The sequence below is a fragment of the Nitrospira sp. genome (assembly GCA_024760545.1).
Classification (GTDB): Bacteria; Nitrospirota; Nitrospiria; order Nitrospirales; family Nitrospiraceae; genus Nitrospira_D.
Window position 1 is genome coordinate 551,428 of sequence record CP060501.1, and the last position, 15,696, is coordinate 567,123.

A 15,696-nucleotide genomic window follows, 5' to 3' on the forward strand; every position below is an offset into this window, starting at 1 on the left:
TTACCATAGCTATGGAGAACATCTGATGCAGCGGGACAAGAAGGGCATTGCCATTGTAGGAGCGGGGCTCGCTGGTCTGACCGCTGCCTACTTTATCCGGAAATGGAGAAGGACGCTGCCCATCACTCTATTTGAAGCAACGGAACGCGAGGGTGGCCGACTCTATACTGCTGGAAGACCTTCAGGAGAACATGGGGCGAGATATGTTTTGGGCAGTGAGTTATATATCAATCCAGGCGGTGACTATGGGCGAGATTATTCACTCCCTGACGGGACGACGATCGGTGAACTCCTCGAGGATTCTAGGGTGCCACTCTCTGCATGGGAGAAATGGCCGCATTGCTGCATTCTAAGCACACGCATATTTAGGAGGGTGACCCCAACCGGACGTGAACTGCAAAAAGATTTTCCCGGAGCTGCGAAGGTCATTCTGCAGCTTCAGAATTCATCACAGGCCGCGACGGGCACTTTCCCAGATTGGGTGAAGCAGAACCTTTCGACCGGCACGAATGAGCGTGAAGTTCGAGATTCTCTCAAGATTATTAAGATGGTTCTTGCCGGCGAGACCTGTGCTCCATGGACACATCTTTCAGCTCAATATGCGCTTGAGTGCCTGGCGTCCGCGGTGAATGCCGGAGAGAAATGGTACATCATCCGGGATGGCTCAGAACGTCTCATCACGGCGCTATCGAGGCCTGTCGCCAAGAGTATTCAGCGAAAGCATGATTGCCTGAAGATTTGGAAGAGCCCGCGAAAGAGAGTGGCCGTACGGTATAGAACGGCTACAGGGGTTCACACGTCATATTTCCAGGGTGCGATTGTGGCCTCCCCGAACGGCGACGCCTTGGTCGGGCGCCGTTCGGCTAAACGTCATTTTCATTCATACCTCAATATTCTCATTGGCTTTCATACGAAGCCGACGCTGACGGACAACCCTCACGTTGACCTCGGTGATGGGCTTTATACCGATGACCCCTTATTGAACTACCTTGAGGTTGAGCGCAAGAAGCACACCTGGGTGCTCCGGATACTGACTCCGGATGCACAACGTTTTGCACAGTGGCGCGACAGCCAAATTATCGAGCGCTGCAAAAAAGTGTTGACCAACCTTGGCGTTGCGAACAAGTGGGTTGGATCGCCCAGCATCAGACGTTGGGAGTATGGCCTTCCTTGCGGCGGCATCAGCAAGAAGTTTGATAAGGTTTCAGATGGCATGTACCTCTGCGGAGACCGGTACGGACGCTGGCCCTCGATGGCTGGAGCCATTGTCAGCGGCGCGCGCGCGGCCGATGCGCTGCTGAATGATTTAGACCTCTGAGAAATGGACAGTGAACCGCCCTTGTACCTTCCTGTTGACTCTTTGCTAGAATGCAGCCTTTAACGAGGCGTCTATGCCAAACGTTACCGGCATCAGCCTTTCTTTCTGTGCTCTCCTTCTCCTCCTTGCATCGTGTGCAGATCCCAATTATCAGATACAACAACCTCAGGGATATGGAGAGATGCCCCCTGGGGAAACCTGGGTCGCCGCCGATCCGGCGTACCAATCCCCATCACGGGAAACGGTGTACTACGATCCCAAAACGATTCGCCGGGACGGAGATCGCATAACGCTGTGGCAGTTAACTGACTATAAGTGGATGCAAGGGAATGCGCCGTTTGGAACGTTCATGATGGGCCCTCACCGGTTTTTGTCGACGAAGACGCATAAGGAATTTGACTGCGCGCGCAACAGTGTTCGGGTGTTGGCGTCCTCTGAATTCTCCCGGCATATGGGCACTGGAATTCAAAATGCGGTGGCGGTCGAGCAAGGCTATGGGCAGCCCGTGGAACCAGGCAGTATCAACCAGGCGCTATGGGAAGTGGCCTGCGGGGTGCCCACAACCCCCAGATGAGCCTGCCTGCCCTCGCCTCCTGACTCACATGCTCAATGCTCTGGAACTAAAAGTGCCCCCTCTTGTGCTTGTATTCGTGTCCGGCGCGCTGATGTGGCTCGTCTCTGCCAGTCCTACGTTCACCTTCGCACTGCCATGGCGTTCGACGTTTGCACCCATTTTTTATACAGTCGGATCAGCGATCGTGGTGGCCGGCGTCTTGACGTTTCGCCGAATGAAAACCACCGTCAATCCACTTACGCCGGAAGCAACCACGACGATGGTGACCTCGGGCATCTACCGCTTCACCCGTAATCCGATGTATCTGGGATTCTTTTTGGTTCTGATTGGATGGGCGATTTATCTCTCTAACTGGCTGGCCTTCGCAGTTCTACCGCTTTTCGTATGGTACATGAATCGTTTTCAAATCCTACCCGAGGAACGAGCCTTGAGCTCCAAATTCCCAGAGGCCTTTACAACATACAAGCGCTCAGTTCGCCGATGGGTATGATGGCTCAATTCTCAGCCATCCGCGCTTGATGCTCGTGTTCGAGATAAGCAGGTTGCAGGAAAGCTCGATGCTCATCTTCTCTTCAGCAGCCAGACATTCTCCTTGGCCGGTCCTTTCCCCTTCAACCCACCTGGAACGTCGGTGCTGCTCAGGAGGGTGAGGTCATATACCGTAGCATAGTGCCGGTGGACTTCTTCGTTACTCACGGCAAACGGGGGGCCTGCCATCAGGCTCTGGTCATAGTCGTAGGAAATCAGTAATTGTGGCGCCTTGCCGGTGAGCTCCGTGAGGTGGGCGGTATAACGCTTTCGCATGTCTTCAGGGAAGGCCACCAACGCCGCTCGGTCATAGACGGCATCGACAGGGCCGAGCATATTTTTAGACACCGCAAAGATATCACCGACAAAGATATCGAGGTTGTTCGCGCTCCACTGCTCGACGGTACCGACGGTTGCGATCTCCGGTTGCAGTCCAAGATCAACGAATAGTTGCTCGATGGCGAGCTGACTCAATTCGGCTCCGGCGACACGGCAGCCACGGGACAGCAGCCATGAGATATCCAGCGTTTTGCCGCACAGGGGGACAAAGATCCGGCGGCCTTTGGCTAAAGACAGCTCATGGAAATGTTTGACCAGAAGCGGATTCGCTTTGGCTTCATGGAAGGCGATTTCATTTTTTTCCCACCGTTGGTGCCAAAAACTTGGGTCCATATTCATCCCCTTTTCGCATGACAATGGAATAACCGATCGACCTTATACGCACACCGGGGTGAGATATTCGGGGTTGGTTCATCAATAGTCAAGCATCATGGGGTTCCGCTTCGTCGCTCGCTCACCCTCTACGCTACGCTCCTTTGTTATAATTTCGCTCTGTGCGACGGCGATACGATCATATGGATGTGCGGGCGCGCAGCCTGACCGAGGTGCGGTAATTTTATATGACCCTCTTGCCGGCGTTGGGATTCACTCGCCAGATCGATAGCAAAGGTTGGTTGCAATTTGTCGCGCCTGATACCGGTGAATTCTTTGGCGTCACCGAATCCGCACTGCATATGCCGAATGAGTGCCCGATTGCCATCTGGGCAGAGAGCACCGGAGAGGTCGATCGGCTCGCGAAGATCGCGATCCAGATGGCGGCTCAACATGTCGAAGGGCCGGGGTATTATGCGGTGTTTTTTGAGGATCCCAGCGGCAATCGCCTCGAAATCTGCCACCGAGCCGAAGGGGTCACGTAAAAGGTTGGCTCAAATCTGAGCAGGGTCTCGCGCCGGTTAGAAGGGACGGGTACGCCGACCTCTATATTTTCCGTCCTATTATTGCTCCCAACTCCTCCTTGCTGAGAGAACGGTCATACTTGTGGGTGAGATCTTCTAGCAATTCGCCTCGTATGTCATTCAGTTGTCTTCGAGCGTTGCTCACAAGCTGGGTACGAGTGCTGATCGTACCTCCATCCCTGTTGCTGGAAGACTGAGAAAGTCTGGGACGTACACTGAGGATCCATTCCGGGTACGGGAGCGACTGAGCCCCGTTCAACGAACGCTTCAGGGGTGAATCTCGTTCTGAGAAACAATAGGCAGAAACGGTCCTCAATGTGTCTGCAACCTGGTTGGCATGCCCGAACGATTCAAATCCGAAACTCCAAAACTTTCTGGCGCCCAATTCCAGATTTGTGAGTTCGATATGACAGGCAGTCTGAGGGCTGGGGTCATTTCCACGCACTTCACTCAGCTTTCCCTGGTCGAGAGAAAACTTCCTGAGACGGCGTTGCTCACGAACCTTCACCCATCGATCATGTTCGAATAGAGCACGGACATCCTCATCCAGCTTCGAGGCTTCATGCGACCATTTCAACCAAAGGCGTATGCGTGCCTGTGTGCACTCGGTAAAACGATGAGGATCCGACGATTTCTGGAGCGACTCCACATCGAGCGATCCTTCTCGGAGCGCGAAGCCGACCGGGGTCGCGTGATTGAATGCCAAATATAAGTAGTCGTGTTTGGAATCCTCAAACATCAATTTGCTTCGCTTGAACCATATCATCAGGCTCTCAGGAATCGGTCCTTCACAAAACCAATGGACTTCGGCGCTGGTTGTTACAGGGATAAGCATCGGTTCACCCAATAGTTCAGATCAAACGGTCTCATACACTGCTCTCCAAAGAGTCAGGACTCACAAAAATGCTCATGTCCGATTTCAATGTGATTTGGTGTAACGCTGCAGAGATGTCTTGACGATGATGACTTCTGTCCCGGCTGGTAGTATCCCAACAGGCGGCCTTCACCCCGCGGCTTTCATTAGTGAAGTAACTCTCATGGTTTCAGAACGGATCTGAATGCGGATATGGTCCTGACTTTCAGATAGGCAAGTAATGCGCCTGAACGAGAATGTAGTATTGTCGCGGAGTTCCATCGGCATCGGCAGAATCAAGTTTGATTCAGTGAATACAAAACAATCCTAGGATGTATCGATCAGATTCATACCGTCCGGTTGGCCAGAAATGCAGTGAGAGCGACAATACGAATAACCGTCGAGAGCGGGTTTCTCTCGAAACGGATCCTTGTGTCGGAAGAATAAGTCCGATAGCATTTGTGTGTCCGAGTGAGGAAAGACAAGGTCAGTACTCAGGTCTACGAGGGCAGTGAGCGATGCCTGCCAGTGGTATTCGTGGCACTCATGGAATTCCTCTGAGGTGGCATCTCTGCCGCCGAATCATGAAGCAGTTCTCTGTCAGACGCTTTGGCTGCCTCCTCGCGCTGATGATCGTGAGTCATGCGGGAGTGGTCTGGGCGCAGGAGAATGCGGAGACCATGGTCTCCCTCAAAGGACCGTCTCCAGTCATGACAGCCGTGGAGCAATGTCCTGAGGGAATGAGCGCGCAACGGCTTTCCAACGATGGCGTTTTGGTCGCAGAGGACATTCGATGCCGGCAGTGCCGGGGCAAGTGTGCCGCCGATAATCTGAGATGCCGGAGTCAGTGCCTGGGTAACGACGCTTGTCTGACTCAGTGTGACGAGCAAAAGAGCACGTGCGAAGCGAGCTGCAAGCAGCTTTTCTCCTGTGAGTGACCGCTCTATTCCTTTCCCCTCACCTGATTCCAAGTTGCCGCACTTTCAATAGCTCGTGCTCTGTCCCTATACCGATATCGATGCCGCTGTAAAAACTCTGCCGGGGTCATTCAGGCGTTTCGAGAAGTGAGTTCAGACGCCGGAGTAAGTGAAGCAAGCTGGCACACCTGTTAAGAGAACCAGACTCCCGGATAAGACAGCAACGCAAATGCCCCTTATAGTGGAGGCTGTCGATGTGCACTGAAGAAGAACGATCAAACATACAAAGGAGATTAGATATGACGACGACCCTGCCATTAACCGACGTGAGTACTTTGAGGAACCGTGTAAGGCAAATTTCTGCCTTCACCTTCGGTTCTGTCCGCGATAGGATAGCTCACCTTAGCGGTATCATCCGACGGTCCGACCCATTGCATTCCGCGCATGACAGCGGAAGGAGGCACGTCATGAAGTCCGCCTACATCATTGGATTCGCCGCGGCAGCTCTGCTGACCAGCGGTGCACCCACCTTAGCCACAGAGTCGACGGAGGCGCCCGCTCCTCCGAGCCCGTCCGGCACGGTGCCCCTTTATACAGACCTCGGCTCTCATCACAAACGCATTTCCACTCGAGTCCCGGCCACACAGAAGTATTTCGATCAGGGCCTGCGATTCGTCTATGGGTTCAATCATGCGGAAGCGATCCGCTCGTTCACTCGCGCCGCAGAGCTGGATCCCACCTGCGCCGTGTGCTACTGGGGGATTGCCCTCGCCTATGGCCCGCACGTCAACGCTCCCATGGATTCGGCAAGCGGACTCGCGGCCTACGCGGCGGTACAGAAGGCGCTGGCGCTCAAATCTCACGCCACGGCGCCTGAGCGCGCGTACATCGAGGCGCTCGCGCAGCGCTACGAGGCGGACCCACCCGCCGATCGTGTCCGGTTGGACACCGCATACTCTCGCGCGATGGAGCAGGTCACCAAGACGTACCCTAAAGACCTCGACGCCGCAACCCTGTACGCGGAATCGCTGATGGACCTTCGCCCATGGAACTACTGGCAACCCGACGGGACTCCCTACCCCGGCACGAAGGAAATCGTCCGCCAACTCGAAAGAGTGATCTCGCGCAATCCCAATCACCCGGGCGCCTGTCATTACTACATCCACGCAGTTGAAGCCGTGAATCCGAAGGCTGCGGTGCCGTGCGCCGAACGGCTCGCTCGGCTCATGCCGGGTGAAGGACACATGGTCCACATGCCCGCGCATATTTATATCCGCGTCGGACGATGGAACGACGCCGTGCAGGCCAATCACCATGCCATCCACAGCGACGAGGTGTTCATCGACGGACAGCACCCGATGGGCGTCTATCCGCTCGCCTACTACCCGCATAACATCCACTTCCTCGCCTTCGCCTCCACGATGGCGGGACGAAGTGCGCAGGCGCTTGAAGCGTCCAATACGCTCACTTCTAAAGTGAACCTCGACGCCGCGCGCCAGGTCGGGATGCTGCAAGAGATGCTGCCGTACCATGCGCTCACGCTCACGACGTTCGGAAGATGGGACGAAGTGCTAGCCGCGCCCCTTCCGCCCGAAGACATTCGCTTTTCGTATGCCATGGCCTCCTACGCCCGCGGCGTGGCGCACGCCGCCAAAGGAGAGTGGCCCGAAGCGCAAGCCGCGCTCGACACGGTGACGGCGGCCGACGCCGCGACGGCCGAAGGAGCCGAAGGCAAGACCGCACTCTCGATTGCCGTGCATGCGCTGTCCGGCGAGATTGCAACCCGCCGCGGCGACCTCGACGCGGGTATCAACCACTTCCGTGAGGCAGCCAAGATCGAGGACGGAGGACTGTACTTCGAGCCGCCCAAGTGGTACTACCCAATTCGGCACTCACTCGGCGTCGCGCTGATCAAGGGGGGCCAACATGCCGAGGCCGAAAAAGTGTATCGCGAGGACCTTCGCCGCTTCCCGGAAAACGGCTGGTCACTGTTCGGCCTCGCGCAGGCGCTCCGTGCGCAGGGGAAGGACACTGAAGCGGCCGCAGCGGAAGCGCGCTATCGCCGGGCATGGCCGGACACAGACGTGACGCTGACGGCATCGAGGTTCTAGCAGACTCCTCCTCACTTTTTGCTAGAATACGTTCTCTGGCCCGGTATCGAACGGACCAAAGGCGGGAGAAAAAAAGAGGACAGCTCAGCCTGTCCTCTTTTTTTTCTGCTTAGTACAATGCTACATCCATGCGTACGCCACCGCGTCTTCTAGACGCCTTGGACTTTCAACACGTGAGGCTCTTACCATGAACGTAGATCCTGCCGACTCCTCGACAACCTTACACGAACAGCACGGACGCTGGCCGCGAGCCGAATCCGTGGAAGACTTCCGTCGCAACCTCGCGGCCGTCCATGCACGCATCGCAGCGGCATGCCAGCGGGCCGGGCGCGATCCTGCGAGTGTGCGTTTGCTGCCCGTGAGCAAGACCGTGGATGAGGAGCGCATTCGCATGTCCTATGCTGCGGGCTGCCGTTTTCTCGGCGAAAACAAGGTTCAAGAGGCGCATCGCAAATGGAACGCCATGACCGACCTCACTGACCTGCGCTGGTCGGTGATCGGTCATTTACAGACCAACAAGGCGAAGTTGGTGGCGCGTTTCGCGGCTGAATTTCAGGCACTCGACAGCCTACGGGTAGCCGAGGCACTAGAGCGGCGCTTGCAGGCCGAAGGCCGCGCACTGGACGTGTTCGTTCAGATCAATACCTCAGGAGAATCCAGCAAATATGGCTTGCCCCCTGAGGAGGCGGCCGCCTTTCTGCAAGCTCTGCCGACCTTCTCGTCGTTGCGTGTTCGCGGTTTCATGACGCTGGCGCTGCTGTCCACCGATGCTGTGCGGGTACGCCGATGCTTCGTGCTGTTACGCGAGCTGCGCGACCAACTGCGGCAGACGGCGCCAGATGGGGTCTTGCTGGACGAGCTGTCGATGGGTATGTCCGGTGACTACGAGATCGCCATCGAGGAAGGCGCCACGATCGTGCGTGTGGGTCAGGCCATCTATGGCGCACGGTCTACGCCCGATACCTATTACTGGCCGGCGGCTGAAGATGAAGAACCGCGTTCATGAGTTTATTTGATATTACGTCTGTCACATGCCCACTACCGGTCGATCCACCAAACATGGGGTCAACTGCCGGTACCAGGTAAAAGGAGCTGCAAACATGGCACCGATTTTCACAGGAAAAGTGGCGCTCGTGACCGGCGGCAACAGTGGAATCGGTTTGGCCACCGCACTCGCGTTTGCGAATGCAGGCGCACGCGTCGTGATCACGGGACGCGATCAACTGAGCCTCGACCAAGCCGCGGCTCAGTTGGGGAAGCACGTCATCGCCGTGCGAAGCGATGCCGGGAGCGTCTCTGATGGAAACAAGCTTGCCGCATTACTCCAACAGCAGGACGTGAAACTCGATGCCATCTTTCTCAATGCGGGCATCAGTAGATTTACTCCGATCGAAGCCGTTGAAGAACAGACGTGGGATATGACCTTCAACATCAACGTCAAAGGTCCCTATTTTCTGATCAAGTCCCTGCTTCCGATCTTGAACTCGGGTGCGGCGATCGTGCTGAACGGCTCGATCAACGCCCACATGGGGATGCCCAATACAACGGTATACGCCGCGAGCAAGGCGGCGCTGATCTCGTTGGCAAAGACACTGTCTGCTGAACTGTTGCACAGAGGCATTCGCGTCAACGTGGTCAGTCCTGGTCCTATCCGCACTCCGCTCTATGACCGCTTGGGACTCCCCGCGGGACAAGTCTCGGAAGTCGCCTCGCACATTCAAGCCCAGGTTCCGCTCAAGCGATTTGGGACGCCCGAGGAAATCGCGAACGCTGTCCTGTATCTCGCCGGTCCCGAATCCGCATTTGTCGTGGGCACCGAACTGGTGGTTGACGGGGGCATGAGCCAGCTCTGAAAGACGAAATGGACTTCATCGCCTACCACGACCGCAGCAGTTCGGACCACCAGGCTCAGTTCAACAGGCTGTTCCCTCAAGGCTACCGGATAATTTCTTTGAGCGTGTACCAGCCGAACAACCCGCTGTATGCCGCAGTGTGGGTGCGGCGCAGCGGACCGGATTGGTCAGCCGTGCACGGGTTGGACGTGGCGCAGTACCAGACAGCCTTCAATAATGCCGCCGCGGCAGGATTCCATCCGATCATACTCAGCGTCGCGGGTTCCCGCAGCAATCCGATAGTGGCAGGCGTCTTTGAACAGCGCCCAGGAGGGACGCCGCTCACCCGTCTCGGCCTTGTGAGTGGAAACGCCACCGACCCCGGTACGATCCAGCATTGGGACAAGCAAGCCCACGACCAGGGTTGGATCATGGCCGGTGGAGCGATCTACGGCGATCCTGGCACACCCACATACGCGGGTATCTGGCCGGTGAACGGCGACCGTGTTCCCTGGAGTGCGGACGGTATCCTGGACGACCACGATGACTATCAGCAGCGCTTCGACGCGCAAATTAGCGGCAACGCCCGCCTCGCTTACGCGGCGGTGTCCGGCGACGAACACTATCTCTCGATCTACCGTAGCGACCAGATCGGGCCGTATCTAGCGAGGCACGGACTGACGAGCGCAGGCTACCAAACGGAGTTCAATCGACTCGTCCCCTTGGGCTACTATCCGATTAGCGTACAAGCCGGCGGCAGCGGCTCTGGGATACGATTCACCGTTATCTTCGCAAAGCAAGAAGCTCCGTTGCTGCGGCAATGGACGGTCACCGGCGTTGGGCAGTCATCGGCAGCCGCAGTCGACGACACCATGCGTGGGGTGTTACAAGCCGCTGGCGTACGTAACGCTTCATTGGCTGTGGTCGACAACACCCGTCTCGTCTTTGCACGGGGCTACACCTGGGCCGAACCCGGCTATCCGATAGCCTTGCCGACGACTCTGTTCCGCATCGCCAGTGTTTCGAAAACCTTCGCTGCAGTCGCCGCTCACCAGCTCATTGATCAAGGGCTCCTGCACTTACACGACACCGTGCAGGGCATCCTTGGCCTGACCACTCCGACGGGTTTGCCGCCCACCGACCCAAGCTTTGCCGCGATTACAGTGGAGGACCTTCTGTTTCATCGCAGTCGGCTCAACCCGGATTTTTACTGGTCAGATACCGCAGTCGCTGCGGCGTTCGGCGTCTCCCTCCCGGTTACCGAAGCACAGCTCGCCTCCTTCAAATGCAGCGAGATGCTGCTGGCCACCGCTCCGCCCTATAACAACTGGGGCTATGCCTTACTCGGCATGGTGGTGGCGCGTGTGCGGGGCGTCGCTTCCTTCTTCGACGCAATTCGCAGCAGTATTCTCCAGCCCTTGCAAATGACACGCGTGCGTACCGCAACTTCGCTGGCCGGAGCTAACTTCGCCGACGAGGCTCGCTATCACCGCAGTGGCGAAACCGCGCTTACGCTGGCGGTGGGACGTAGCGTAATGACCGCCGACCAACCGCTGGTAGCCGATGTATACGGCAATCTACACCTCGAAAATGGCGCGAGCGGTGGCGGCCTGTCCTGCGCTGCCGTCGACCTGGCCCGTTTCGTGGCGGCATTCAATGTCAATCGTGCCAACCCGATGTTGCGCCGATCCGCGATCGTCGCCATGCTCAATGCAGCGGCCCACTCGGGACTGCCGCGCGCAGGCAACGGGTTCGATGGCGTCGCAGTCACAGGCTCCAGTTTTCGCTGCGACAAAGGCGGTTACATCTGGACTTCGCAGAATGCCATCAGCTTCGACCTCGATGGCCTGGGCATCGTCGTCTGCTACAACGGCGTCAACGACGCGGCGTTATTCCAGACCGGATGGCCCGCCATTCGCGCTGCGATCGAGGCCGTGCCTTGGTCAAGCCATGCGAACTACTTTCCTGATTTCGGGATGCCTGCATTCACTTAAGGCCACTCGTGCCGCAAGGCTCCCCAGTCTCACATGACGTCTTAGTCTTCGTTGTCCTCGTCTTCCTCGTCGTTGTCCTCGTCACCGCCATCTTTTTGAATCTCGAAGATGGTGATGGTGTTACTGACCTCGTGCGAGACTACCAAGAGAGGCCTGTGGGTCGGGCTATCCTTTTTCTTGATGAAGATCATGCCTTCTGAATGGCTATACCTCGGGCTTTTCAGTAGACTGATCTGCAATGGCTGACTGAGACCGATTATTTTCGGAGGTTTCATGCCTTCATCCCATGTACAAAATTGGCATCCCGCTCAATATGCCGCAAACGCCCGGTTTGTCTCGGATCTCGGCATGCCCGTGTTGGAGCTCCTGTCCTCGAAACCAGGGGAGCGAATCCTTGATCTCGGCTGCGGTGATGGTGTGCTGACCCGTAAGATCGTGGAGTCTGGGTGCGCGGTGGTCGGGATCGATGCAAGCCCGGATATGGTCGCTGCGGCCCGATTGCAAGGACTAGATGCTCAGGTGATGGATGCGCACACGATGTCCTTCAGGAATGAATTTGACGCCGTGTTTTCAAACGCCGCACTACACTGGATCCAACAACCCGATCGGGTTATCGCCGGCGTCTGGGAGGCGCTCAAAGGCGGCGGTCGTTTTGTCGGTGAGTTCGGTGGATACGGCAACGTCAACGCCATTGTGAACGCACTCGAGTCTGCACTCCTTTCGCGAAACCTCGAGGCGATCAATCCTTGGTATTTCCCGCGCCCGGAAGAATACGGAGCACTGCTTACAGCGAAGGGTTTTGTCGTCACAAGCCTTGCCCTCATTCCACGCCCCACTCCCCTGCCCAATGGTATGCGCGCCTGGCTTGAGACATTTGCGCAGCCGTACGTGTCGGCATTGCCCATCGACCAAAGACCGGAGTTTATTTCCGAAGTCACTGACGCATTAGCGCCCATGCTCCGCGATGCCAACGGCGACTGGCATGCAGATTACGTTCGCTTACGGTTTTCCGCAATGAAACCATAACCTTGACCACACTCTGACTCGAGGATACTCCCCCTATGTATTTGCGCCAAGAAACGGACGCGGTAAGACATCGCGAACCGCACAGGATTCATCGTGCCGGCTGGCTGCGCGCAGCGGTGCTTGGTGCGAATGACGGTATTGTGTCCACGGCCAGTCTCATATTGGGCGTGGCGGCGGCAGGCGCAAGTTCACAGAGCATTGTCGTTGCCGGTGTGGCCGGACTTGTAGCCGGCGCCATGTCCATGGCGGCCGGGGAGTATATTTCGGTCAGCTCGCAAGCTGACACCGAACGGGCGGATCTGGATCGGGAACAGACGGAATTGGCCGCTGATCCCGAGCGAGAGCACGCGGAAATGACCGCTATGTATGTCGCGCGTGGAGTCGATCACGGCCTCGCCTCTGCTGTCACGACCCAATTGATGACCCATGATGCACTGGGCGCGCATAGCCGTGAAGAGCTGGGTCTCACTGACACAGTGGCTGCTCGACCGGTTCAAGCCGCACTCGCGTCGGCCGGCACGTTTTCGGTTGGTGCACTCCTCCCGCTCCTGATTGTCGTGGCGGCGCCGAAATCGATGATTCTGTGGGCCGTGTCAGGCAGCTCACTCTTCTTTCTTGCATTACTCGGCTCGCTGGCCGCGCAGGCCGGTGGCGCGCCAATCATGAGAGGTGCCGCGCGAGTTACTTTCTGGGGTGCCTTGGCCATGGCGGTCACGGCTGGCGTTGGAGCCTTGTTTGGAGCAGGGTTCTAAGATGGAGCGGTCGAGATTTTGGCACAACAGACCGTCATGCCCATCGGCAAGCCGAGCGCGGCACCCTCATTAGATTCGTATCGACCTGCGGTTCAACGGTTCGCGTTGAGTCGTACGCCGACGCAACCTTCTCGGCAAACGGGGAACCCTCAATACAGTGGAGCTTGAGGGCCCCATCGCAATCCGGCGAGATCCGGGTCCTCACCCTCTTGGCCAGGCCGGTCGCGCTTATTGGCTTTGCGCAGCGCGCGGCGCTCTTCTTTTTCACGCTGCTTCTGAATGCGGGCTTTTTCACGGTCTCGTTTTGCGAGCGTAACTTTACCTGGTCCTCCGATGATGCCCTCCTTCAGCTATGGCGTAGCTGCGCGCGAGTGATCCTATGTAAGGGCCTCGCCTTTTCGAGTTGATCCGGATACCTTGACAACTTTTTTACGGGATGCGCCGTTCATATGAGAACGAGAGAGCGTATCGGGACTCAAACCGTGGCTTGACGCTGAGATAATCTGACGGCGAATGTCTTCTATCGAAGGTGCGGACGAGTTGCTCGCCGGATCTTGAAGTCCGAGCAGATCCCAGTGAACTCTTGTTCTACGAATGGCTCGTTTCCGTCTAGGTGAGGCTTTGGTCCCCCAGGACATATCTGACTCCTCTCTGATTCCAAACGTCTCGATCGTAGGAAATGCGTGACCGGATTGTTTCGATCGCGTTACTCGCTGGGTAATACGGAACCCTTCTTGCCGATTCTTACAAACCGATCTTCCGCAAAGACCGACCGTAGCCGGTCGGTGACGGACCGACGATACAGTTCGGATTCGCGGCCGACCAGAATCAAATTATCCTGATCGAGCAGAATATTGAGATGGTTCTCCGATACGAGCAACCGCGTGCTGTCACCCACATTCACGCGATACTGTGTCTTCCCGTCAGGGTTGCGCTCCGAATTGGACACGATCTCGGTCAGTCCGTCAATGATGCCTTCATAGGCTTCAGATCGATGACGTACTTTCGTGCCGTCCGGGATTCGGACCCAACGGTTCTCAGATGTAGATGGGTTCTGCTTCATCGCGGTTTTTCTCCTTGCCTCGAACACACACGACGCATCGGTCCGGGGCGTGATGGCTGACAAAAAAGGCCTTTGCCCGACGACCTTACTGCACACCGATCAATTCAATCGCGCAGGGACGGAACCAGGAGGGAAGAGCGCGAGGATTAAAATTCGTCTGTGATGATTGTACCATACTCACGTGCACATTGTGAATGGTGGCAACTCCGACACGACGGGACTATGCTGCTCCATCCGGTATCGCACCAGCGCCCTCCCAATGTAGGATACCGCGACGAGTCGTGACGAGATACAATCGGCGCCATCATGGGGAGATGATGATGGCGCGCTTTTCTCACAAGAGAACCTACCAGCGGTATCCCTTCCATGCTCCACTGATGATCGGCGGAGAGTCGTTCGTCGAGGAGGGCACGCTCCGAAATCTTTCGATGCACGGGTGTGCGATGGAATGCGATCGGGAATTACCCATCGGCAGCAACGTCAGAGTGAGTCTGCTCTTACCCGATCAGACGTCCGCACTACCTATTGAACTGGGCCGGGTAACCTGGGTGCAGGGAAATGAATGCGGGATTGAATTCGTGCAGCTGCCGCTCCAATCGCGTCAACGTCTCAATCGCACATTGCGTATCGCCCTCATGCAGTTCCTGAACGCTCGCAAGAATCGGGAATTAGAGACGTGCAGCGCTTAGCGACGGCCGTGACCGATCTAAGTTGCGACTCGTCCTCCTTTACCCTCTCACTTCGTGCGGACCTTCACGATGACCGCGGCAATTTCCTCCAACTTCACCGTGGCGTCGAAGAATTCCATCCCCGCCAGTTCCGTCAGTTGAACCGCGTGGGAGCCGACCTTCGCAACTTTACCGTCCAGGTCATGGCCTAATTCCAACTTGACCTTCACCCGCTTTCCGACCTGTTGCTCGAGCGCCGACTTGATGGCATCGGGGCTGCTCAAGTCCACGGTCGGTTCGTCCGCCGACACCATTGTCGGCATTCCGGCAAGCCAGAAACTAAAGATCAATGCCATGGCACAGACCACCATCGCCATCCATCGATTCATGAAGTCCTCCTTAGTAAGTGACAAGGGACGATAGAGTAACGGAAGCACCGACTAAGCACTATCGCGATGAACCGTTCCCGGTGAAAACGCCGGAATACAAATGGCGAGATACTCGGCTCCGTCCGGACCGGGCGTGCTATACCGCACCCATTCTCCGCGCGCGGTCATCACGGCCTGTCCAGCCTGTACTTCCAGTACGTTCTGCTTCGTCTCCACCCGCAGCATCCCGCGCAAAACCACCGTGTATTCGTCGAACTCCGGCATTTGCCCAGGCTCCTGCCATCCCGTTGGACTCTGCATGCGGGCAATACTCACCCCTGAAGTGCCGGAATTCACTCGGCCGATGAACTCGTCGATCAGCTTCGGTTTGTTCCCCGCCGCCGGCACTCGCGTTGGACGTTCGATTAAAATCGCCATCGGTTCTCCTTGCCGTCCG

16 protein-coding genes and 1 pseudogene are annotated in these 15,696 nt (G+C 56.9%); 11 read left to right on the forward strand and 6 right to left on the reverse strand.

The annotated features are described in order from the left end of the window. Positions 1 to 25: 25 nt before the first annotated feature. The 3 genes from H8K03_02630 (at position 26) to H8K03_02640 (ending at position 2,382) form a co-directional block, all read left to right on the forward strand. Positions 26 to 1,318: an NAD(P)-binding protein gene (locus H8K03_02630; GenBank protein UVT20835.1), complete on the forward strand. Its 1,293-nt coding sequence runs from the start codon at positions 26 to 28 to the stop codon at positions 1,316 to 1,318. Between the two features lie 73 nt (positions 1,319 to 1,391). Continuing rightward, positions 1,392 to 1,892, forward strand: a complete 501-nt coding sequence (locus tag H8K03_02635; GenBank protein ID UVT20836.1) for a hypothetical protein — start codon at positions 1,392 to 1,394, stop codon at positions 1,890 to 1,892. Between the two features lie 28 nt (positions 1,893 to 1,920). Next, positions 1,921 to 2,382, forward strand: coding sequence for an isoprenylcysteine carboxylmethyltransferase family protein (locus H8K03_02640; protein UVT20837.1), 462 nt, complete (start codon positions 1,921 to 1,923; stop codon positions 2,380 to 2,382). A 71-nt stretch (positions 2,383 to 2,453) separates the two neighbouring features. Here H8K03_02640 and tmpT read toward each other — a convergent pair whose 3' ends face one another. Then, on the reverse strand, positions 2,454 to 3,092 hold the full coding sequence (gene tmpT, locus H8K03_02645; GenBank protein UVT20838.1) for a thiopurine S-methyltransferase: 639 nt from the start codon (positions 3,090 to 3,092) through the stop codon (positions 2,454 to 2,456). Positions 3,093 to 3,253: 161 nt separating this feature from the next. On the opposite strand from tmpT, the pseudogene H8K03_02650 reads away from it, so the two are divergent. Continuing rightward, positions 3,254 to 3,616, forward strand: a pseudogene (locus tag H8K03_02650) (glyoxalase). Between the two features lie 61 nt (positions 3,617 to 3,677). Here H8K03_02650 and H8K03_02655 read toward each other — a convergent pair. Beyond that, on the reverse strand, positions 3,678 to 4,490 hold the full coding sequence (locus tag H8K03_02655) for a hypothetical protein (protein UVT20839.1): 813 nt from the start codon (positions 4,488 to 4,490) through the stop codon (positions 3,678 to 3,680). Positions 4,491 to 5,760: 1,270 nt separating this feature from the next. Here H8K03_02655 and H8K03_02660 point away from each other — a divergent pair. The 4 genes from H8K03_02660 to H8K03_02675 all read left to right on the forward strand — a co-directional run bounded on the left by H8K03_02660 (position 5,761) and on the right by H8K03_02675 (position 11,362). Next, positions 5,761 to 7,536 carry a tetratricopeptide repeat protein gene (locus tag H8K03_02660; protein UVT20840.1) on the forward strand — a complete coding sequence of 592 codons (1,776 nt, stop codon included), beginning with the start codon at positions 5,761 to 5,763 and terminating at the stop codon, positions 7,534 to 7,536. Between the two features lie 187 nt (positions 7,537 to 7,723). After that, positions 7,724 to 8,542, forward strand: a complete 819-nt coding sequence (locus H8K03_02665) for a YggS family pyridoxal phosphate-dependent enzyme (protein UVT20841.1) — start codon at positions 7,724 to 7,726, stop codon at positions 8,540 to 8,542. Positions 8,543 to 8,636: 94 nt separating this feature from the next. Then, entirely contained in the window at positions 8,637 to 9,389 is a 753-nt protein-coding gene (locus tag H8K03_02670) for an SDR family oxidoreductase (protein ID UVT20842.1), read from the forward strand. A gap of 8 nt (positions 9,390 to 9,397) precedes the next feature. Next, on the forward strand, positions 9,398 to 11,362 hold the full coding sequence (locus H8K03_02675) for a serine hydrolase (protein ID UVT20843.1): 1,965 nt from the start codon (positions 9,398 to 9,400) through the stop codon (positions 11,360 to 11,362). A gap of 41 nt (positions 11,363 to 11,403) precedes the next feature. Here the strand turns inward: H8K03_02675 and H8K03_02680 are convergent, their stop codons facing one another. Beyond that, positions 11,404 to 11,637: a hypothetical protein gene (locus tag H8K03_02680; GenBank protein UVT20844.1), complete on the reverse strand. Its 234-nt coding sequence runs from the start codon at positions 11,635 to 11,637 to the stop codon at positions 11,404 to 11,406. On the opposite strand from H8K03_02680, the gene H8K03_02685 reads away from it, so the two are divergent. Beyond that, a complete protein-coding gene (locus tag H8K03_02685) occupies positions 11,636 to 12,388 on the forward strand; it encodes a class I SAM-dependent methyltransferase (GenBank protein ID UVT20845.1) in 753 nt (250 codons plus the stop codon). The genes H8K03_02680 and H8K03_02685 overlap by 2 nt on opposite strands. 35 nt (positions 12,389 to 12,423) lie before the next feature. Then, positions 12,424 to 13,140, forward strand: coding sequence for a VIT family protein (locus tag H8K03_02690; GenBank protein ID UVT20846.1), 717 nt, complete (start codon positions 12,424 to 12,426; stop codon positions 13,138 to 13,140). A 706-nt stretch (positions 13,141 to 13,846) separates the two neighbouring features. On the opposite strand, the gene H8K03_02695 is transcribed toward H8K03_02690, so the two are convergent. After that, a complete protein-coding gene (locus tag H8K03_02695; protein UVT20847.1) occupies positions 13,847 to 14,203 on the reverse strand; it encodes a hypothetical protein in 357 nt (118 codons plus the stop codon). 281 nt (positions 14,204 to 14,484) lie between these two features. Here H8K03_02695 and H8K03_02700 point away from each other — a divergent pair, with 281 nt between their 5' ends. After that, positions 14,485 to 14,892, forward strand: coding sequence for a PilZ domain-containing protein (locus H8K03_02700; protein UVT20848.1), 408 nt, complete (start codon positions 14,485 to 14,487; stop codon positions 14,890 to 14,892). A gap of 47 nt (positions 14,893 to 14,939) precedes the next feature. On the opposite strand, the gene H8K03_02705 is transcribed toward H8K03_02700, so the two are convergent. Both H8K03_02705 and H8K03_02710 read right to left on the reverse strand, forming a co-directional pair. Further along, positions 14,940 to 15,260 carry a hypothetical protein gene (locus H8K03_02705; GenBank protein ID UVT20849.1) on the reverse strand — a complete coding sequence of 107 codons (321 nt, stop codon included), beginning with the start codon at positions 15,258 to 15,260 and terminating at the stop codon, positions 14,940 to 14,942. A gap of 51 nt (positions 15,261 to 15,311) precedes the next feature. Then, complete coding sequence (locus tag H8K03_02710; GenBank protein UVT20850.1) at positions 15,312 to 15,677, reverse strand: cupin; 366 nt, start codon at positions 15,675 to 15,677, stop codon at positions 15,312 to 15,314. Positions 15,678 to 15,696: the final 19 nt, after the last annotated feature.

Bases quoted from the DNA above. Each gene is read 5' to 3' on its own strand.
- H8K03_02630 (UVT20835.1), top strand. From the start codon at position 26: ATGCAGCGGGACAAGAAGGGCATTGCCATTGTAGGAGCGGGGCTCGCT.
- H8K03_02635 (UVT20836.1), top strand. From the start codon at position 1,392: ATGCCAAACGTTACCGGCATCAGCCTTTCTTTCTGTGCTCTCCTTCTC.
- H8K03_02640 (UVT20837.1), top strand. From the start codon at position 1,921: ATGCTCAATGCTCTGGAACTAAAAGTGCCCCCTCTTGTGCTTGTATTC.
- tmpT (UVT20838.1), bottom strand. From the start codon at position 3,092: ATGGACCCAAGTTTTTGGCACCAACGGTGGGAAAAAAATGAAATCGCC.
- H8K03_02655 (UVT20839.1), bottom strand. From the start codon at position 4,490: ATGCTTATCCCTGTAACAACCAGCGCCGAAGTCCATTGGTTTTGTGAA.
- H8K03_02665 (UVT20841.1), top strand. From the start codon at position 7,724: ATGAACGTAGATCCTGCCGACTCCTCGACAACCTTACACGAACAGCAC.
- H8K03_02670 (UVT20842.1), top strand. From the start codon at position 8,637: ATGGCACCGATTTTCACAGGAAAAGTGGCGCTCGTGACCGGCGGCAAC.
- H8K03_02675 (UVT20843.1), top strand. From the start codon at position 9,398: ATGGACTTCATCGCCTACCACGACCGCAGCAGTTCGGACCACCAGGCT.
- H8K03_02685 (UVT20845.1), top strand. From the start codon at position 11,636: ATGCCTTCATCCCATGTACAAAATTGGCATCCCGCTCAATATGCCGCA.
- H8K03_02680 (UVT20844.1), bottom strand. From the start codon at position 11,637: ATGAAACCTCCGAAAATAATCGGTCTCAGTCAGCCATTGCAGATCAGT.
- H8K03_02690 (UVT20846.1), top strand. From the start codon at position 12,424: ATGTATTTGCGCCAAGAAACGGACGCGGTAAGACATCGCGAACCGCAC.
- H8K03_02695 (UVT20847.1), bottom strand. From the start codon at position 14,203: ATGAAGCAGAACCCATCTACATCTGAGAACCGTTGGGTCCGAATCCCG.
- H8K03_02705 (UVT20849.1), bottom strand. From the start codon at position 15,260: ATGAATCGATGGATGGCGATGGTGGTCTGTGCCATGGCATTGATCTTT.
- H8K03_02710 (UVT20850.1), bottom strand. From the start codon at position 15,677: ATGGCGATTTTAATCGAACGTCCAACGCGAGTGCCGGCGGCGGGGAAC.